Source organism: Nocardia sp. NPDC003693 (assembly GCF_053981095.1).
In genome coordinates, this window is sequence record NZ_JBSFNO010000009.1 from 110,872 (window position 1) to 131,041 (window position 20,170).

Annotated in this window: 10 protein-coding genes; 6 read left to right on the plus strand and 4 right to left on the minus strand. The window is 71.1% G+C overall.

Features of this window, described 5'->3' with window-relative positions; genetic code table 11:
• Nucleotides 1-798, plus strand: coding sequence for an ABC transporter permease (locus ACWDOP_RS13160; RefSeq protein WP_456345234.1), 798 nt, complete (start codon nucleotides 1-3; stop codon nucleotides 796-798).
• A gap of 26 nt (nucleotides 799-824) precedes the next feature.
• Nucleotides 825-1,754: a DUF6301 family protein gene (locus ACWDOP_RS13165; protein WP_456345235.1), complete on the plus strand. Its 930-nt coding sequence runs from the start codon at nucleotides 825-827 to the stop codon at nucleotides 1,752-1,754.
• Between the two features lie 5 nt (nucleotides 1,755-1,759).
• Here ACWDOP_RS13165 and ACWDOP_RS13170 read toward each other — a convergent pair whose 3' ends face one another.
• Together ACWDOP_RS13170 and ACWDOP_RS13175 are read right to left on the minus strand one after the other, a co-directional pair.
• On the minus strand, nucleotides 1,760-2,341 hold the full coding sequence (locus ACWDOP_RS13170; protein ID WP_456345236.1) for a DUF7691 family protein: 582 nt from the start codon (nucleotides 2,339-2,341) through the stop codon (nucleotides 1,760-1,762).
• Nucleotides 2,342-2,445: 104 nt separating this feature from the next.
• Complete coding sequence (locus tag ACWDOP_RS13175; protein WP_456345237.1) at nucleotides 2,446-2,811, minus strand: MerR family transcriptional regulator; 366 nt, start codon at nucleotides 2,809-2,811, stop codon at nucleotides 2,446-2,448.
• Nucleotides 2,812-2,860: 49 nt separating this feature from the next.
• Here ACWDOP_RS13175 and ACWDOP_RS13180 point away from each other — a divergent pair, with 49 nt between their 5' ends.
• On the plus strand, nucleotides 2,861-3,973 hold the full coding sequence (locus tag ACWDOP_RS13180; protein ID WP_456345238.1) for an alkene reductase: 1,113 nt from the start codon (nucleotides 2,861-2,863) through the stop codon (nucleotides 3,971-3,973).
• Nucleotides 3,974-4,052: 79 nt separating this feature from the next.
• Here the strand turns inward: ACWDOP_RS13180 and ACWDOP_RS13185 are convergent, their stop codons facing one another.
• Both ACWDOP_RS13185 and ACWDOP_RS13190 read right to left on the minus strand, forming a co-directional pair.
• Nucleotides 4,053-4,430 (minus strand): hypothetical protein, encoded by a 378-nt coding sequence (locus ACWDOP_RS13185; RefSeq protein WP_456345239.1) that lies wholly within the window; start codon nucleotides 4,428-4,430, stop codon nucleotides 4,053-4,055.
• A 327-nt stretch (nucleotides 4,431-4,757) separates the two neighbouring features.
• Nucleotides 4,758-5,117 (minus strand): DUF4254 domain-containing protein, encoded by a 360-nt coding sequence (locus tag ACWDOP_RS13190; RefSeq protein WP_354989989.1) that lies wholly within the window; start codon nucleotides 5,115-5,117, stop codon nucleotides 4,758-4,760.
• Between the two features lie 264 nt (nucleotides 5,118-5,381).
• Here ACWDOP_RS13190 and ACWDOP_RS13195 point away from each other — a divergent pair, with 264 nt between their 5' ends.
• From ACWDOP_RS13195 to ACWDOP_RS13205, 3 genes are all read left to right on the plus strand, one after another.
• On the plus strand, nucleotides 5,382-6,251 hold the full coding sequence (locus ACWDOP_RS13195) for a helix-turn-helix domain-containing protein (RefSeq protein ID WP_454208305.1): 870 nt from the start codon (nucleotides 5,382-5,384) through the stop codon (nucleotides 6,249-6,251).
• 153 nt (nucleotides 6,252-6,404) lie between these two features.
• Nucleotides 6,405-6,881: an AMP-binding protein gene (locus tag ACWDOP_RS13200; RefSeq protein WP_456345240.1), complete on the plus strand. Its 477-nt coding sequence runs from the start codon at nucleotides 6,405-6,407 to the stop codon at nucleotides 6,879-6,881.
• Nucleotides 6,882-6,940: 59 nt separating this feature from the next.
• Nucleotides 6,941-20,149 (plus strand): amino acid adenylation domain-containing protein, encoded by a 13,209-nt coding sequence (locus tag ACWDOP_RS13205; protein WP_456345241.1) that lies wholly within the window; start codon nucleotides 6,941-6,943, stop codon nucleotides 20,147-20,149.
• Nucleotides 20,150-20,170: the final 21 nt, after the last annotated feature.

The window sequence follows — 20,170 nt, forward strand, 5'->3', positions numbered from 1 at the left end:
ATGCTGGTGTGGACCCGTTCCGGGCGGCTCGCGGTACTCGCGTTCTTCGCCCTGGTGGTCGTCGTCGTGTTCGTCGCGCCCATCGCGACGGTGGTGGCGGCCGCCCTGGCCGGGCGCTGGACCGGCCCGCTGCCCTCGGATCTCGGCTTCGCGAACTTCGGCCGCGCCCTCGAGGGCGAACAGGCGGCCAGTCTGTCGGTGAGCCTGCAGACGGCGCTGCTGGCCGGCGCCGTGTCGCTGGTGCTCGGGACCTGGGCGGCGCTGGCCGCCCGCGAGGCCCCGCGCTGGCTGCGCCGCGTCACCGACGCGGTCTTCCACCTACCCGTCGCGATTCCCTCGGTGGCGATCGGCCTCGGCGTCCTGATCGCCTTCAACGAGCGCCCGCTGCTGCTGGGCGGCACCAAATGGATCGTGATCGTGGCCCACACGGTGCTGGTCCTGGCCTACGCCTTCAGCGGCGTCTCCGCCGCCCTGGACCGCCTCGACCCCGGCTACCGCCAGGCCGCCGAGTCCCTGGGCGCGGGCCCGGTCCGGGTGCTGTTCCGCATCACCCTGCCCCTACTGCTTCCCGCCCTCGGCGCGGCCGCGGGCCTGGCGATAGCCCTCTCGATGGGCGAACTGGGCGCGACGATCATGGTCTACCCCGCGACCTGGAAGACCCTCCCCGTCACGATTTTCGCCGCAACCGACCGCGGCGAGGTGTTCGACGCCGCCGCCAGCACAACCCTCCTGGTCCTGACGACCCTGGCAGCCCTGGTCCTGCTCGGCCGCCTGAAAGGCCGGGCGGCCCTGCGCTGACGGTGCGCCCCGCTACGATCCCCGCCGTGAGGATCGACATCGACCGCGTGGCCCGAATAGCCGCCACCGCAGCGGAATTCGACTGGACCTGGCGCCCCGCCGACCTGCCGCGCTTCTGCTCGGCGACCGGGTGGAAGATCGCCGCCGAGAACGCCAGATCCGCCCGGCTGATCACCGACCTGAGGCCCGGCCGGGCCACGGCGTCGTACGGCGCGTACCCCTCCGGCGACCGGTCCGATGAGGGACTGTGGCTCGAGTATCTCTCGATCACCGTCGCCGAGGCGGAAGCCGCTGCCGCCGAGGACGTCACAGCGATGCACGCGGCGTTGACGGCGGAGATCGGAAGCATGATCGGCCACCCTGTGGCGACCCGCCGCCCCACGCACGCCGCTACCACGTGGCGGTCACCCCGAGCGTTGGTATCCCTGCACGCCGATTCCCGTTCCATCGCACTCGATGTCGTCAATCCGCGATACTTCGACCGCACGGACACCGGGCCGAAACCGAGCCACGTGGTGGCCGGGCCCATCCGGCACCGGGATTGGGAGGCCCTCGCGGATGCGCTGGGCCAGACGCTGTGGTGCCTCCCCGCGCCCAGCTACGTCATCATGACGGCCCCCGGGAGTCGCTTCGCGCAGTTCGCGGTGGCCCACGATGAACTGTCCGCCGAGATTTCCAGCAATACCTATGTGGAACCGGAATTTCGTATGACGGCCCAGGACGAGATTCGGATGACCGAGCTGGGGTGGTCGCCCTACAGCGAACAGGGCTGCCCCAACTGGTACTACGACGTCGCCTTCCCCGCTCGCGAAGCGGACTTCCGGGCGTCCGCGAAGCGCGCGATCACCACACTTCGCGGGATCATGCGCATATCCGATCCGGCACAACTGCACGTGGAAGCCTGGACAGTGGCAACTCGGCTGGTCCCCGATCTCACCGCGCTGCTGGCCGGGTAGCTGCCTCAAATACTGAAGAAACCGGCCACACCGCGTCCGGGAGACTCCGCAGCCTCCCGAGCCCATCTGATCGCCGCGTCGGCCCACTCCCGAGTGCCACCATCAAGGGTGGCCAACTGTTCCGAGGTGAGCGCATCCCACTGCTCACACATACGCACGCAGCTCTCATGGCTCCATTCACCGTAGCCGCCTTCATCGTTCGTCAGCGGCGCGGGATAGGTCCACTCGAACGCGGTCAGGCCCAGATCGACACCGAGCTCGTCCAAGCGGTCGTCCACCACCGAGAGCCAAGCGCCGTGGTACGGCCCGTGACTATCCGAGAACTCCGCGTAGAACGCGCAGATCTTCTCGAAGGCGTCCGCGTAGCAATACCAATAGCGTTCGAGGTAGGGACCACCGTTGATGACCGCGTGCACCGCATCGCCCATCGTCGGAGCCTCCTCGTCACGGCACGGGTGTCCGTCCTCGCGCTCGAACTCCTCGGCGAACCGACGCTCGATCATCCGCCGCAGCTTGTCGTCCCCCAGCCCGATGGCCTCCACGGGCTTCGCCGGATCGACGACATAGACCCTCAAAAATCTGCCCACGGCCCGAGACTATCCGGCGGTCACGACACGAATCCCGTTCGCGCGCAACGCGGGGCGACCGGCGGGGCCGCGACCGTGGCTCGCGCCGGCGACGGCGATCCGATTCACGCCGGGGGCGGGGTGGCGGCGTTGATCACGCCTTCGAGGACCTCGTGGGCGCGGTGCAGGTCCTTGATCGTGGCCTCTATGCGGTCGCGTTCGGCGGTGAGGGTGCGCAGGAGGTAGGGGGTGGCCACCGCGGTGGGGGTGCCGTCCTCGTCGTTGATGCAGGGTAGGAGGCCGACGATCGTGCGGCTGTGCAGGCCGGCGGCGTACATCTCCTGGATCCGTAGCACCCGGTCCACGGCGGTTTCGCGGTAGTCGCGCTGACCGCCGGGGGTGCGGGTCGCGGCCAGCAGGCCCTGGGACTCGTAGTAGCGCAGGGAACGCACGCTCACGCCGGTTCGGTCGGCCAGTTCACCGATGCGCACGACATTCCTCCTTGCACCTGACATTGATGTCAGGTTCTACGGTACCGGCATGATGCTGCTGACCGAATATCGCGGACCCCACCTGTTCCTGCCGAACCGGGTGATCATGTCGCCCATGACGCGGCTGCGCTCGCACCCCGACGGCTCCCCCACCGCCGACGTCGCCGACTACTACGCCCAGCGCGCCACCGCCGGACTCGTTGTCACCGAGGGCATCTGGCCGCACAGCAGCGGTCAGAGCGAGGCGTGGGTGCCCGGACTACAGACCGTCGAACACGTGCGCGCGTGGCGCGTGGTCACCGAGGCGGTGCACGCGGCGGGCGGTCGGATCTTCGCTCAGCTCATGCACGGCGGGCGCAAGGGACACCCGCTGGCGCGGATCGACGGCAGCGTGCCCGCGGGCGCGTCGGCGGTCGTCGACCCGGAGCGGGTGCACCTCATCGCCGGGGGCAAGGCCGACCCGATCGTGCCGCGGGCGATGACCGCGGCAGAGATCGACGCCGTCGTCGACCACTTCGCCGACGCGGCCCGCAACGCCGTCGCCGCCGGATTCGACGGCGTGGAGTTGCACGGCGCGAACAGCTATCTGCTGCACCAGTTCCTGGCCGACAACACCAACCTGCGCACCGACGAGTACGGCGGGTCCATCGCGAACCGCGTGCGCCTGCCGTTGCGGATCGTGGACGCGGTGGCGGCCGCCATCGGCGCGCACCGCACCGCGATCCGCCTGTCCCCCGGCAACCCGCAGTTCGACATGATCGAGCGCGACCCGGCGCCGCTGTACCGGCACCTGGTAGCCGAGTTGAACACGCGCGGACTCGCCTACCTGCACCTCACCGACGACGACGCCTACGCCGCCCTGGCCGACCTGCGACCGCTCTGGAGCGGCACGCTCATCGCCAACGTCGGCGAGAACCGCACGCCCACCACCGCCCCCGAGGCCGAGCGCGTGCTCACCGACGGGACCGCGGACGCCGTCTCCTTCGGCCGGGCCTTCATACCCAACCCGGATCTGGTGCACCGGATCGCACACCAATTGCCGCTGGCACCCCTGCGCGAGGAGTTTCTGTACGGTCGCGACGCACGCGGATACAGTGACTATCCACGCGTGAGTGAAACACTCGTTTCGAGTCCCGCGAATAGCGGCGCGAACCCGCACTGAAACACAATTCCGCGAATTGGGAAGTTGGGCCTAATACCGAATGGTCGGTATTAGGCCCAACTATTTCCCCGGGGAGGGATCAGCCCGGGAAATCCAGGTCCGCGGCCGCCGCCAGCAGCGCACGGGAGTGGGAATCGTCCGCGTCGCGGATCAGGCCGGCCGCCAGGAGATACGCCGCGGCCATGCGCAGCGCGGAATCCTGAAGTCCGGTGAGGGTTTCGGTGAAATCGGCGGCCTTGGCCTCGAACCCGCGCCCCAGCTGCCGCGCGGAGTCGAATCCGCCCCAACCGCTGGCGCCACCTAGCCGCCGAGCCCGCTCGACCTGCGGATCGAGCGAGTCGGCGAAGCGCAGGAAGTGGGTGGCGCAGCGCCGCGCGGGCGCCTCCGCCATCCGAAAGGCCCCCTGGGCCGCCCGGGCGTACAACTGATCACCCGCGGTTACTCCGGTGTACAGCACGGCATCGCCCCCTTACCGAACTCGTCATCCCCTGCCGAGCTCGATCGACCCATTGTGAAATGCCTTTTCCCACCCGGGCTTTCGCCGGGTGTGTCAGGCTGAGGGGAATCCCGGACGGGCGTGCCGCGCCAGTCGACCACGCGGCACGCCGGGCGGGGCGCCCCGTTGCGCCCGCCGTCTGGAGGCGGGCGACGTCCGCGGTACAGGTGCGCTACTGGTCCGATAGCGCGACCTGGTTGACGTCACCGCTGGCTACAATGCTCCGCCGCACGCGTCGATTGCGTCAATGCGCTTGCGTGGCAACGCAGGCGAACGCGGTGCGCGGAATCACTGTTCAGGCAAACGACGCCGGCCACCGGCCACGTCGATTACGAGATCAGTGTAACCGTCCACCAGCTCGGCGAGGTGGTACCAGTGTTTATGGGTATTGTCGCTGCCCGCGCCTTCGTGATCGATCACCTGATTCGCTTCCACCCAGCTCCGGGCCATGCGATCGACGACCGCGCCCAGACTCTCGGTGTGCAGCGCGGCGCCGTTACGGTGCTGCGGCAGTTCCTGTTCCACCCAATCGTTGATATCGTCAACGAGTTCGCCCCGGCGACAATCGATCTCGGTGACCAGCATGGGGTCTCGGACTTGGCCGCGACGTTCGTGCAACTCGGCGAGCGCATGCGCTGAACGCAACAGGACTCGATCTTGAAATCGCCTGCCCTGGAACGCGCAGAGCAATTGCGGCGCGGTCGGCAGGACGCCGGCTATCGACATGGTCATCGGAACTCCCCGTACGTGCCCGCTTGCATCACTAATAGCACCAACATGATTGGTCTCCGGATTTCAGCTATACCGCTCATCGGATCGGCTGTTCACGAATAGGCTAGCCGAATCATGCTCTTACAAATGCAAGAACGCAACAGTGCGTTCTAAGTAGTGCGCTAAGCGAAAGGGTTTGTCATGGCAGGCAAGCGCACCGTGCTCACCGTCCGTCTGCGCCGCCTCGCGGCGATGCTGCACGAGATGCGAGAGACCGCCGGACTCAGCAAAGAGGTGGTGAGCAGCAAAACCGGTATCAACGTCACCACGCTCTACCGCATCGAGACGGCGCAGGCCAGGCCACAGCGCCGCACCCTCACCGCGATGCTGGATCTGTACCGTATCGCCGAACCCCAGCGTTCAGATGCCTTGCAGTTGCTGGTCGACGCCCTCAAGCCCGGCATGGCCCGCTCCTTCGAGGACGCTGTCTCCGAGGTGTACGGCGCGTACATCAACTTCGAGGCCGAGGCGCTCTCGGCGCGGTTCTTCCAGGCCAGCTACGTGCCCGGGCTGCTGCAGACCTCCGCGTACGCCAACGCGGTCTACCAGACCACCATGCCCAAGATCTCCGACCAGGTGATGAACCAGCGCATCCAGGCCCGCCAGGAACGCGCCGGGGTGCTCACCAAGCACGACCCGCTCGAGCTCTGGGTCGTGCTGGACGAGGCCGTGGTCCGGCGCCTGGTCGGCGGCCCCGAGGTCATGCGCGAACAGTTCGACCTGCTGCTCGACCACACCAACAAACGCAACGTGATCCTGCAGATCCTGCCCTTCGACGCCGGCGCGCACCCCGGCATGCTCGGGTCCTTCACCCTGCTGGACTTCCCCGACCCCGCCGACCCGGAACTGGTCTACGTCGAGGGCATCGCCAGCGACGAGTTGATCGAGGGCCACCCCGAGGTGCGCCGCTACGGGGTCATGTTCGACCAGCTCCGGGCCATGGCGCTGAGCCCGCGCGATTCCATCACGATGATCGAGGAGAGCCGGGACGAGCTGGGCAGACGCGAGTAACGAGGCTTCCACCCACCCTGGGGTGGGGGAAGCATCACCCTCGGAGCGGTGATCGGCAGCACTGAGGTCGCTGTTGGATCGAACCGGATGCGACGACAGTTGGATACATCCCCAACAGCACCACACAGTCGCATTTCCGAGAGGATGATAACGATGTGCAAGTCGGTCGAATCGCCCGCCATCACCCTCGTTCCCCAGCGAGCGAGCGAGCAGCACGCTGCCACCGCGACCATCTCTCGCCCCGATTCGGCGTCCATCGCCTACAGCGCGGCCGACTGCGCCCTGACCTACGCCGAACTCGATCGGTGGTCCAACCGGATGGCCCGCATGCTGCTGGCCCTCGGGGCCCGCCCCGGCACCCGGGTCGCCATTGCCGCCACCCCGCAGCTGGAATCGATCGTCGCCCGCCGCGCCATCGCCAAGACCGGCGCCACCGCGGTGCCCTTCACCACCGAGAAGACCTCGGCCCGTGTCGATTTCGGAATCACCACCAGGGAGGGCCTGGATCGCTTCGCCGATCCCCGCCGCGTCCTGGTGCTGGACGAGCGCTCCACGCTGCTGCAGTACCTCACCGGCTCGGACGCCCCGCTGACCGACGCGGAACTGCATCGGGCCCGCCGGGCCTCCTGACCCCGGCCCCCGGTACTCCGCGCTCTCGGTTCCGCTTTCTTTGACACGCAGGATGTTTCATGGATTCCAGCTCTGCCGCCAGCTCCGACCACGCAGCATTCGCACTGTCCGCGGCCCAGCGCGGCATCTGGTTCGCCCAGCATCTGGCCGGTGACACCCCCATATCCATCGCACAGTACGTCGAGTTCGACGGGGCGGTCGACATCGAACTGCTCGCGGAGGCGGCCCGCCGGGCGGGCCGCGAGTTCGGCACCGGCTACCTGCGCCTGCTCGAAATCGACGATCTGCCTTGGCAAATCGTCGACACCGACCTCGACGACAGCATTCTCACCATCGACCTGAGCGCGGCCCCCGATCCGGAGGCCGCCGCGCAGGCGTGGATGCGCGCGGAGTACACCGCGCCCCTGGACCTGACCCGCGACCGGCTCTGCACGGTGGCCATGCTGCGCCTGGCGCCCGACCGCTGGTACTGGTACTCGCGCCTGCACCACATCCTGCTCGACGGCGTCGGCGCGCTCACGATGCTGCAGCGCACCTCGGAGATCTACAACACCACCGCGGCCGGGCTCGAGGTGCCGCCCGGCCGGGCCGAGCCGCTGCAGAAGATCGTGGAAGCCGATGTGGCATACCGTGATTCGGACCGCCTGCAGGCCGACCGCGACTACTGGCGCGAGCACCTGGCCGGTATGGCCGAACCGGCGAACCTGGGCAGGCGCACCGGGGCCGTGGACGCCCATCCGCGCCTGCTCAGCGGCGCGCTGCCCGCCGAGACCGCCGCGCTGCTCGACGCGGTGACCGCGGAACTGTCCACCAGCGCGGCGCCCGTCGTGGTCGCGGCCTTCGCCGCGTTCGTGGGCGCCATGACCGGCACCGGCGAGATCGTGCTGAGCCTGCCGGTCTCCGGCCGCACCACCGCCACCCTGCGCCGTTCGGGCGGCATGGTCGCCAACGTGGTGCCGCTGCGCCTGCACCCCGCCCCGCTCGCCACCGCCGGCGAACTGATCCGCGCCACCCAGGGTGAGCTGACCGCCGCCCTGCGCAGGCAGCGGTACCGGCAGGAGGACATCCTGCGCGACCTGGGCTGGGCCATGGACGAGGTCGCCAGCTTCGGCCCGACCGTCAACCTCATGCTCGCCGACACCCGCATCCGCCTGGGCGGGGTGACCGGGCGGCTGCACGTGCTCACCTCCGGCCTGATCGACGACCTGTTCGTCAACGTCTACCCCGGCATCGGCGGCGAACGCACCCACATCGACTTCCAGGCCAATCCGAACCGCTACGGCGAGGACGAGCTGGCCGGTCTGCACGAGCGGTTCCTGGCCTTCCTGCACCGCTTCCTGGCGGGCGGGCAGAGTCAGCCGCTGGCCGCGGTGACCGCGCTGGCCGCGGGCGAGCGCGCCCGGCTGGTGCCCGCCGCCGGCCCCGCGGACGCGCGGCCGCGCACCCTGCCCGAGATCCTCACCACCGGGGCCGAGATCGACCCCGCCGCCATCGCGCTGCGGGTCGAGGGCAGCGCCCTCACCTATCGCGAACTCCTCGAGCACAGCACCCGGCTGGCCCGCATCCTGATCGCGGCCGGCGCGGGACCCGAACGCGCGGTGGCGATTTCGATTCCGCGCTCGGCGGAATCGGTGCTCGCCATGTGCGCGGTGGCGCTGACCGGCGCGGCCTTCGTCCCGGTCGACCCGAAGTACCCCCGCGATCGCATCGAGCACATGCTCACCGACAGCGGCGTCGTCGCCGGGCTGACCGTCGCGGCCGAGCGCGGCGCCCTGCCCGACCGGGTGCGCTGGCTGGTGCTGGACGCGGAGGAGACCGAGAAGGAGCTCGCCGGGACCGACGCCACGCCGATCACCGATGCCGACCGGGTGCGCCCGGTCCGGCTCGATCAGCTCGCCTACCTGATCTACACCTCCGGGTCCACCGGCCTGCCCAAGGGCGTCGGGGTCACCCACCGCGGCCTCGCGAATCTGGTGTCCGGCTCCGGCTCGGCCTTCGGCGTCGCCGCCGACGCGGTCATGGCGCACGCGGTCTCCCCGAGCTTCGACATCTCGGTCGAGGAACTACTGGTCACCTTCGCGGTCGGCGCCACCGTGGCGGTGGTGCCCCCGGCCGCCTACGCGGGCGAGGACCTGGCCCGCGTGCTGCGCACCCTCGAGGTCACGCACCTGAATGTGACTCCGGCCGTGGCGGGTTCGCTGGATCCAGCCACCCTGCCGCGGATTCGCACCGTGGTGGTCGGCGGCGACGCCTGCCCGCCGGAACTGACCGCGCGCTGGGCCGGGCGCCGCGTCATCAACGGGTACGGGCCGACCGAGGCCACCGTCACCGCCACCCTGAGCGCGCCGCTGACCCCGGGCGAGCCCGTCACCATCGGCGCGCCCACCCGCGGCATGCGCGCGGTGGTGCTCGACGCCTGGCTGCGGCCGGTCGCGCCGGGGGTGACCGGCGAGCTGTATCTGAGCGGGCCCGGGCTCGCGCGCGGCTATCACCAGCGCATCGGATTCACCGCCGAGCGGTTCGTCGCGAACCCCTTCGCCCCCGGTGAGCGCATGTACCGCACCGGCGACCTGGTCCGCTGGCAGCGGCGCGGGGACGGGTACGAGCTGGAGTTCGGCGGCCGCGGCGACACCCAGGTCAAGGTGCGCGGCTTCCGCATCGAGCTCGGCGAGGTCGACGCCGCGGTCGAGCGGCATCCGGGCGTGGACACCGCCATCACCGTGGGCGCGACCACCCCCGGCGGGGCCACCGCGCTGGCGACCTACGTGCTCGCGCTCGCCGACACCGAGATCGATCCCGAGGCCGTGAAAGCCACCGTGGCCCAGCACCTTCCGGCGCACATGGTGCCCGCGGCGGTTATGGTGCTCGACACCCTGCCGCTCACCCCGGCCGGCAAGGTGGACCGGCGCGCGCTGCCCGCGCCCGACTTCGGCTCCGCCGCGCGCAGCGGCCGCACCCCGGTCACCGCGCGCGAGGTCACCCTGGCCGCCATCGTGTCCGAGGTGCTCGGCATCGCCGACGTCGGCGCGGACGACAACTTCTTCGCACTCGGCGGCGACAGCATCGTCGCCATTCAGCTGGTGGCCCGGGCCAAGACCGCCGGACTGTCGCTGCGCGCGCGAGATGTGTTCGAGCACAAGACCGTTGCCGCCCTCGCCGCGGTGGCCACCGAGGTCAGCGCACCGGCGGTGCACGAACTGGCGGGCGGCGGCACGGGCGAGGTGCCGCTCACCCCGATCGTGCACGCCATGCTCGAGCAGGGCGAGACCTGGCCGCGCTTCGCCCAGGCCGTGCTCGTCGGCCTGCCCGCCGACGTGGATCGGTCCCGGCTGGCCGTGGCCGTCCAGGCCCTGCTGGACCGGCACGATCTGCTGCGCAGCACCCTGCGGCGCAGCACGGATCTGCCGCGCGACTCCCAGGACCCGGTCTGGATCGTGGGCGCGCCGGGCTCGGTGCGCGCCGAGGACCTCATCGAGGTCGTCCCCGCGCTCAACGGCGGGGACGGGGAAGCGGAACTGCAGTGGGCGGCGGACCTGCTCGATCCCGCCGCCGGGGTGATGGCGCGCTTCGTGCTCATCGAGCGCGAGCAGAACTCGCCGCTGCTGTGGCTGGTGCTGCACCACCTGGTGACCGACGGGGTCAGCTGGCGCATCCTGCTGCCGGACCTGGCGACCGCGTGGCTGGGCGGCGATCTCGCGCCCATCGGCACCTCGTTCCGGCGCTGGGCGCACGGCCAGCGCGAGCAGGCCGCGCGGCGACTGCCGGAAATGCCGCTGTGGCAATGGATCATGGAGACCCCGGACCCGCCCTTCGGCGACCGCGCGCTCGATCGCGCCGTGGACACCGCCGCCACCATGGGGCAGGTGCGGACCGTGATCGACCTCGACACCGCCTCGGCCGCACTGGAACTGGTGCCCGAGCGCTTCCACTGCGGCGTGGACGACGCGCTGCTGACCGCACTGGCCATGGCGGCGAGCAGGTGGCGCGACACCCGGCACACCCTGCTCACCCTGGAGGGCCACGGCCGCGAGGAGGCCATCCTGCCCGGTGCGGACATCTCCCGCACCATCGGCTGGTTCACCAGCGTGTACCCGGTCGCGCTGGACCTGAGCGAGATCGATCTCGACGAGGCGTGGGCCGGCGGGCCCGCGGCCGGCACCGCGCTCAAGACCGTCAAGGAACAGCTGCGGGCCATCCCGGACAAGGGCGTCGGCTACGGCATGCTGCGCTACCTGGTGCCCGAGGTCGCCGCGGACTTCGCGAACGCGCCGGTGCCGCAGCTCAGCTTCAACTACCTGGGCCGCACCGGCGGCGCCGAGGGCACCGGCGACGAAACCCCCTGGCTGCCACGCCGATTCGCGGCGACCCAGCACGACGACGCGCCACTGGAAGCGGTCCTGGACATCAACGCCTTCCGCACCGACGCGGGGCTGGAGGTCACCTGGGCCTATGCCGCACAGGTGCTGACCGCAGCCCAGGTCGAGGAATTCGCCGGGCTGTGGGCGCGGGCGCTCACCGCGCTGACCGAGCACGCGCGCGGCGGCGACGCCGGCGGGCACACCCCCTCGGACTTCCCGCTCGTGCCGGTGTCGCAGCGCCACATCGAGGACTGGGAAACCCGGTACCCCGACCTGGCCGACGTGTGGCCGCTCTCGCCCCTGCAGTACGGGCTGCTCTTCCACGCCCGCTACGACACCGACACCGCCGACGGCTACACCGTGCAGACGCGGCTCTCGCTGGCGGGCCGGGTGGACGCCGCGCGCCTGCGGGCCGCCGCCCACGCCCTGCTCGGGCGGCACGACGTGCTGCGGGTGGCCTTCGTCGAAACCCCGGACGGGCCGCGCCAGCTGCTCACCGCGGTCGACGAAATCCCCTGGCAGGACCTGGATCTCACCGCGCTCGGCGACACCGCCGAGCGCACCCGCGAGCTGGAACGGCTCATCGCCGTGGACGCGGGCACCCGTTTCGATCTGGCCCGGCCGCCGCTGGTGCGCTTCAGCCTGATTCGCACCGGGGACGAGGCGTACACGCTGCTCATGACCAACCACCACCTGATCCTGGACGGCTGGTCCACGCCACTGCTGGTGCGCGAACTGCTCGCCGGCTACCTCGCCGCCGTCACCGGCCAGACCTTCGACGGCCCGCCTGCGCACTCGTACCGTGAATTCCTGGCCTGGCTGGGCGAGCAGGACGACGCCGCCTCCATGGACGCCTGGCGCGAGGCCCTGGCCGGGGTGGATTCCCCGACCCGGTCCGTGCCGACGCTCGCGGGCATCTCGCACACCGAATCCGGCATGGTGTCGGTGGATTTCGGCCCCGAGTCGCTGTCCCGGCTCGAGGCCACCGTGCGCGGGGTCGGCGCGACGGTCAACACCGCCGTGCAGGCCGGGTGGGCGCTGCTGCTGGCCATGCTCACCGGCCGCACCGACGTCGTCTTCGGCGGCACCGTCTCCGGGCGGCCGCCGCAGCTGGCCGGCGTCGAGGAGATGGTGGGGCTGTTCATCAACACGCTCCCGGTGCGGGTGCGCCTGGATCCGGGCGAGCGAGTCGGCGATCTGCTCGCGCGGGTGCAGACCGAACAGGCCCGGCTCCTGGATCACCAGCACATCGGACTGGCCGCCATCCACCAGGCGGTCGGGCTGCCCGAGCTCTTCGACACCCTCACCGTCTTCGAGTCCTACCCGATCGACCGCGAAACCCTCTCGCGCGCACTCGATATCGCGGGCATGCGCATTCTGGACGTCGCGGGCACCGACGCCACCCCGTATCCACTGAACCTCATGGTGATTCCGCAGCGCGCCGCCGACGGCGCCGAAAGCCTGCAGCTCACCATCAAATTCATGGCCGACCAGCTGCCCGAGGCGGCGGCGCGGCGGCTGCTGGAACGATTCACGCACCTGCTCGAGCAGATCGCCGGGCAGCCCGGACGCCGCGTCGCGCAACTGCAGCACTGCGAACCGGCCGAACGCCGGGCGCTGCTGCCGGTCCGCGGCGCGGAACCGGTGCCCATGCGCACGCTGCCGGAGATCCTCGGCGCGGGCGCGCGGGTGAACCCGGACGGCATCGCGGTCAGCTCCGGCACCCTCACCATGACCTACCGGGACCTGGACGCCTGGTCCAACCGCTTCGCCCGGGTGCTGCTGCGCCGCGGCGTCGGCCGCGAGGTGTTCGTGGTGCTGGCGCTGACCCGGTCGGTGGAATCCATCGTGGCGGTGTGGGCGCTGGCCAAGACCGGCGCGGCCTTCCTGCCGCTGGACCCCAACTATCCGGTAGAGCGGATCGAGCACATCCTCACCGATTCGCGCGCACCCATCGGCGTCACCGTGTGCGCGGTCGGCGAGACCCTGCCGGGCACCATCGACTGGCTGCTGCTGGACGACCTCGCGACCATCCGCCGCGTCATGACCGTGTCCGACGCGCCGATCACCGACGCCGAACGCGGCGGGCCCATCACCCTCGGCCAGGTCGCGTACCTGATCTACACCTCCGGCTCGACCGGCAAGCCCAAGGCCGTGCTGCTGAGCCACCGCGGCCTGTCCAATCTGGCCGCCTCCCAGGAGACCCTGCTCGATCTCAACGAGACCTCGCGGCCGCTGCAGGTGGCGTCCCCGAGCTTCGACGCCTCGGTGCACGAGATGCTCATGGCGCACGCCATGGGCGGGCAGCTGGTCATCTCACCGCCGGACGTCTACGGCGGCGCCGAACTCGAGGAACTGCTGCGCACCGAACGCGTCACCCACGCGGTCATCACCCCCTCGGTGCTGGCGACCATGAACCCGGCCGGACTCACCGATCTGGTGAATCTGGCGGTGGCCGGCGAGGCCGCCGGACCCGAACTGGTGGCCGCGTGGGCGCCCGGTCGGCGCATGGTGAACCTCTACGGGCCAACGGAATTCAGCGTGTGGGCCACCGGTCCGGGCGAGCTGCTGCCCGGGGAGCAGATCACCATCGGATCCCCCATTCGCGGCGCGGCGGCCATGGTGCTGGACACCTGGCTGCGCCCGGTGCCGGTCGGGATCACCGGCGAGCTCTACCTCACCGGCCCGGCGCTCGCGCGCGGATACTTCAACCGATTCGCGCTCACCGCGACGCGGTTCGTCACCAATCCGTACGGCCCGCCCGGCTCGCGGATGTACCGCACGGGCGACATGGTGCGCTGGATCGAGACCAAGGGCCCGGACGGCTCCCGGCTCGAGCTGGAATACCAGGGGCGCAGCGACTTCCAGGTGAAGATCCGCGGTCTGCGCATCGAACTGGGCGAGATCGACGCCGTACTCAACGCCGACGACGAGATCGAGTACGCCGCCACCCTCGGCACCCCCGGACCGGGCGGGCAGACCGTGCTGGTCTCCTACGTCGTCGGCACGGGCACGCCCGGGGCGCTGGACACCGAACTGCTGCGCACCCGGGTGGCGTCCTCGCTGCCGGGGTACATGGTGCCCAGCTACATCATCGAACTCGACGACGTGCCGCTCACCCCGGTCGGCAAACTCGATCGAACCGCCCTGCCCGCACCGGATTTCACCAGTCTGCAGGAGCGGTACCTGGCCCCGCGCACCCCGGTGGAGACGGCGGTGGCGGAGGTGTTCGCCGACGTGCTGGGCGTGGAGAAGGTCTCGATCGACCGGTCCTTCTTCGAACTCGGCGGCAACTCGCTCAGCGCCACCAAGGTGGTGGCCCGGGTGAACGCCGCGCTCGGGGCGACCGTGGCGCTGCGCGATCTGTTCGACGCGCCGACCGTGGCGCAGCTCTCGGCCCGCGTCGTACCCGCCGGGGACGGACCCGGACGGGTCGCGCTGGCCGCGCGCATCCGGCCGGACCGGATCCCGCTCTCCCCCGCCCAGCAACGCATGTGGGTCATGAACCGGATGGATCCCACCTCCGGCGCGTACAACATCACCGCCGCGCTGCGCCTGACCGGCGCGCTGGACACCGACGCGCTGCACGCGGCCGTCGTCGACGTGGTGACCCGGCACGAGACCCTGCGCACCGTCTATCCCGCCGACGCGGACGGTCCGCGCCAGGTGGTGGTGAGCGTGGACGCCGCCGCGCCGCGCGTCGGCGTTCAGGACACCGAAGACGGTGCGGCCCTGCGGGAACGGATCGCCGAACTCACCGGATCGGGCTTCGACCTGACCCGGGAGACCCCGCTGCGGGTCGGGCTGTTCCGGCTCACCGACGTGCCCCAGACCCACGTGATCGTGCTCGTGGTGCACCACGTGAGCGCCGACGGCGCGTCCATGGCCCCGCTGGCCACCGATCTCGTCGGCGCCTACCTCGCCCGCACCGCGGGCGCGGGCGCCACTCAGCCGCCGCTGCGGGTGCAGTACGCGGACTACGCGCTGTGGCAGCGGGAACTGCTGGGCGATGAGAAGGACCCGGAATCTGCTGCCGCACAGCAGATCACGTACTGGTCGCAGCGACTCGCGGGTGTCCCCGACGTCCTCGAGCTGCCCGCGGACCGGCCCCGGCCGGCCGTGCAGTCGCTGCGCAGCGCCGACCTGCCCTTCAGCATCGACGCGCAGGCGCACCGCGGGCTGGCCGCGCTGGCGGCCGCGACCGACACCAGTCTGTTCATGGTCGTGCACGCCACCGTCGCGGTGCTGCTGTCCCGGCTCGCGGGCACCCCCGACGTCGTGATCGGCACCGCCGTGGCCGGACGCGGCGACGCCGCCCTCGACGATCTCGTCGGCATGTTCGTCAACACCCTGGCCCTGCGCACGCCCGTGGACCCGGGCCACGGCTTCCGCGAATTCCTGTCCGCGGTACGGACATCGGATCTGGACGCCTTCGCCCACGCGGAGGTGCCGTTCGAACGCCTGGTGCAGGTGCTCGATCCGCCGCGCTCGACCGCGCACCATCCGTTGTTCCAGGTCTCGCTGTCGCTGCAGAACTTCGCGCTGCCCGAACTGGAGTTCCCGGGCCTGCGGGTGAGCGTCGAACCGTTCGAGCGGGACGCCTCGCAATTCGATCTCACCTTCGACCTGCGCGATCCGGCGCCCGGCGCCGAACCCGGCGGCCTGGCGGGCACCCTGACCTACGCCACCGATCTGTTCGACCCCGCCACCGCCGCGCAACTCGTGGAGCGCTGGCAGCGCCTGCTCACCGCCGTGCTCGCCGACCCGGACATCCGCATCTCCGATATCGATCTGCTGCGCGCCGCCGAACGCACCGCCCTGGTGCCGTTGCGCGGACCGCGCGGCACCGGCGAGCACACGACCCTGGCCGAGGTGCTCACCGCGGCCTCGGCCTTCCACCCCGAACGCCCGGCGATCATCGCCGACGGCCGGACCCTGACCTACGGGGACCTCGAGGCCGCGGCCGACCGCCTGGCCGACCGCCTCGCCAACGCCGGCGCCGGGGTGGAAACCACGGTGGCACTGGCACTCCCGCGCAGCGCCGAACTGCTCATCGCGCTGCTGGCCACCGCGAAGACCGGGGCGGCCTTCCTGCCGATCGACCCGCGCCACCCGATCGAGCGGATCGACCACATGCTCACCGACTCCGGCGCCGTGCTCGGCCTGACCGTGGACACGCACCGGCCGCTGCTGCCGGACAGCGTCCTGTGGCTGCACCTGGACGCGCCGAGCGGCCCCGCCCGCCGGCCCTGGGACGAGATGTCGCCCTGGAGTGAACCTTTCGGCGAGATCGACCCGAACCATCCGGCCTGGCTCATCTACACCTCGGGCTCCACCGGCACCCCCAAGGGCGTCTCGGTCTCGCACCGCGGCCTGGCCGATCTGGTCCGCGCCCAGCACCACATGCTCGGCCTGAACGCGAACTCGCGCGTATTGCAGGTCGCCTCACCGAGTTTCGACGCCTCGGCGTTCGAGGCGCTGATGGCCTTCGGCGCGGGCGGCACCGCGGTGGTCGCGCCGCCGGACGTGTTCGGCGGCGACGCGCTCGCCGAACTCATCGCCGCGCACCGGGTCACCCACCTGGTCATCACACCGTCCGCACTGGCCACCATGGATCCCGCGACCGTGCCCAGCGTGCGGGTGCTCGCGGTGGCCGGCGAGGCGATCGGACCCGAGCTGGTCGCGCGCTGGGCCACCGGCCGCATGCTCGTGAACCTGTACGGCCCCACCGAATTCACCATCTGGGCCACCACCTCGGACGTGCTGCGCCCGGATCGGCCGGTCACCATCGGCCGGCCCATCCACGGCGCGGCCACCCTCGTCCTGGACGACCGGCTGCGGCCGGTGCCCATGGGCGTGGCCGGTGAGCTGTACCTGGCCGGCGACGCCCTCGCCCGCGGCTACCACGACCGGCCCGGACTCACCGCGAGCCGCTTCGTCGCCGACCCCTACGGTGCGCCCGGCGAGCGCATGTACCGCACCGGCGACCTGGTCCGCTGGACCGGCTCGCTCGGCGCACCGCGCCTGGAATACCTGGGCCGCACCGACTTCCAGGTCAAGGTGCGCGGTCAGCGCATCGAACTCGGGGAGATCGACGCGGTGCTGACCCGCGCCGAGAACGTCGAGTTCGCCGTCACCCTCGGGGTGCAGGGGCCGGGTGGAGCGACCGCGCTGGCCGCGTACCTGCTGCCCGAGACCGGAGCCGAGATCGACCTCGCCGCGCTGCGCGCGCACGCCACCGAGGCGCTGCCGGGCTACATGGTGCCCACCGCCTTCGTGGTGCTGGACGCCATACCGCTCAACGCGGTGGGCAAACTGGATCGGAAAGCGCTGCCGGAACCGGTTTTCGAGGCCGAGACCGAATATCGCGCACCCGGCACCCCGAGCGAGGCGACGCTGGCGGAGATCGTGGCCGAACTGCTGGGCCGCGACCGGGTCGGCGTGCACGACTCGTTCTTCGCCCTCGGCGGCGACAGCATTCTCGCCATCCAGCTGGTGTCGCGGGCCCGGCTGCGCGGGCTCGAACTCAGCCCCATGCAGATCTTCGAACACCGCACCGTTGCCGCGCTGGCCGCCCTGGCCGACGCCGCCGGGGAGAGCGTGGTGCTCGAGGAACTGCCCGGCGGCGGCGTCGGCGAGATCCCGCCGACCCCGATCGTGCGGTGGATGACCGAGCGCGGCGGCGACTTCGGCCGCTTCGCCCAGACCGCGGTGCTGGAGATGCCCCCGGGCATCACCCGCGCCCAGGTCGTGGCCACCCTCACCGCGGTGGTGGATCACCACGACATGTTGCGCGCCAGGCTGATTCACGACGACGGCGACTGGCGGCTGCACACCGGCGCGCCCGGCAGCGTCGACGTGGACGCCCTGGTGCATCGCATCGAGTTCGACGCGGCCTCGACCGCGGAACTGCGCGAATACGCTGTCACGGAACTGGATTCGGCGCTGAACCGGCTCGATCCGGCCCGCGGCACCGTCCTGCAGCTGGTCTGGCTCGACCCGGTCGACGCCACCCGCGCCGGCCGGCTCATCGTGGTGGCCCACCACCTGGTCGTCGACGGGGTGTCCTGGCGCATCCTGGTCCCCGACCTGATCGCCGCGTGGGCCCAGATCCGCGGCGGCGCCCAGCCGATCCTGGCCGAGACCGGCACCTCGATGCGGCGCTGGGCGCACGCCCTCACCGAGGAGGCGCGCGGCTCCGAGCGCAGGGCCGAACTCGACCACTGGCACGCGCTCGCGACCGCACCGGATCCCCTGCTCGCGGACCGCGACCTGGATCCGGCGATCGACCGGGTCGGCACCGTGCGCACCGTCGACATCCAGGCGCCCGCGGCGGTCACCACCGCCCTGCTCACCACCCTGCCCGCACTCTTCGACGGCACCGTCGAGGACGCCCTGCTCGCCGCGCTGACCCTCGCGGTGGCCCGGTGGCGGGCGGACCGGAACCGGGCCGATGAACAGGATCCGGTCCTGGTGCGTATGGAAGGGCATGGGCGCCAACAGGAAATCGTGCCCGGGGCCGATCTGTCCCGGACGCTGGGGTGGTTCACCACCCTGTATCCGGTGCGCCTGGAACTGCCCGGCGTCGACGTCGGGCAGGCGCTGGCCGGCGGACCCGCCATGGGCGTGGCCATCCGCGCGGTCAAACATCAACTGCTCGCCGTGCCCGGTAAGGGCATCGGCTTCGGCCTGCTGCGCTACCTCGACCCCGAATCCGCGAACCGGTTCCCGGCCCGCCTGCCCGGGCGCATCGGCTTCAACTACCTGGGCCGCTACGCCACCGCCGACATCCCGGCCGGGCTGGAAGGACTCGGCTGGCTGCCCACCGACGAATTCGGCGATCTGCACGCCACCGAACACCCCGAGGTGCCGGTGAACGCGGAGATCGAGATCAACGCCGTGGTGGTCGGGGACCGGCTGGAGGCCTCGTTCGGCTTCCCGGGCGGCCTGTTCGACACCGCGGAGATCGCCGAGCTGGCCCAGCGCTGGCTCGAAGCGCTCACCGCCGCGGCGGAATTCGCGGCCACCCCGGCGGCCCGCGCGGCCGCCGACGCCGAGGCCGCGTACCTCGCCGAACAGGCCGCCGCCCGCGCGCTCGCCGAATCGTCCACGGGCGCGGGCGGTTCCGCCCTCGGACTCGACGTCGTCCTGCCCATCCGGCCCGGCGGCGACGAACCCGCCCTGTTCTGCATCCACCCGTCCTCCGGCATCGCCTGGACCTACCTGGGTCTGGCCGAACAGCTGCGGCCCGGACGGCCCATCTACGGCCTGCAGGCCCCCGACCTGTCCGGGGATCCGCACGCCCGCAGCATCGACGACTTCGCCGACCGCTACGTCGCCGAGATCCGCGCCCTGCAACCCGACGGGCCGTACCATCTGCTCGGCTGGTCCTTCGGCGGGCTCATCGCGCACGCCGTGGCCGTGAAACTCGCGGCCGCCGGCGCCGAGGTGGGCACCCTCGCGCTGCTCGACGCCGACAGCACCGACATCGACGGCGACAGCATCGAGAAGCTCACCGCCGGTTCGTTCATCGCCACCTTCGGCGCGGTGTTCGGCATCGGGGACATCCCCGCCGAATCCACCGCGCAGGAAGCCGCCGACCTCATCAGCGCGCGCATGGGCGGGGTGTCGCTGGTCGACGCCGTCACCCTCGAGCGCATGGCGGCCTCCTACAACGCCTCCGCCCGCACCCGCACCGGCTATCAACGGCCCGTATTCCACGGCGACGCACTGTATTTCAGCGCCACCGTGGACACCTCGGACATCTTCGGACCCGGGGGCTGGCGGCCCTGGATCACGGGCGCCATCACCAATCACGACATCGAGGCCGGCCATGACGAGCTGACCTCACCGCACGCGCTCGCGATCATCGCCCGCGTCCTGGACGACCACCTGGGAGATGCGCGGTGACAACCCTGGAAGGGACAGTGA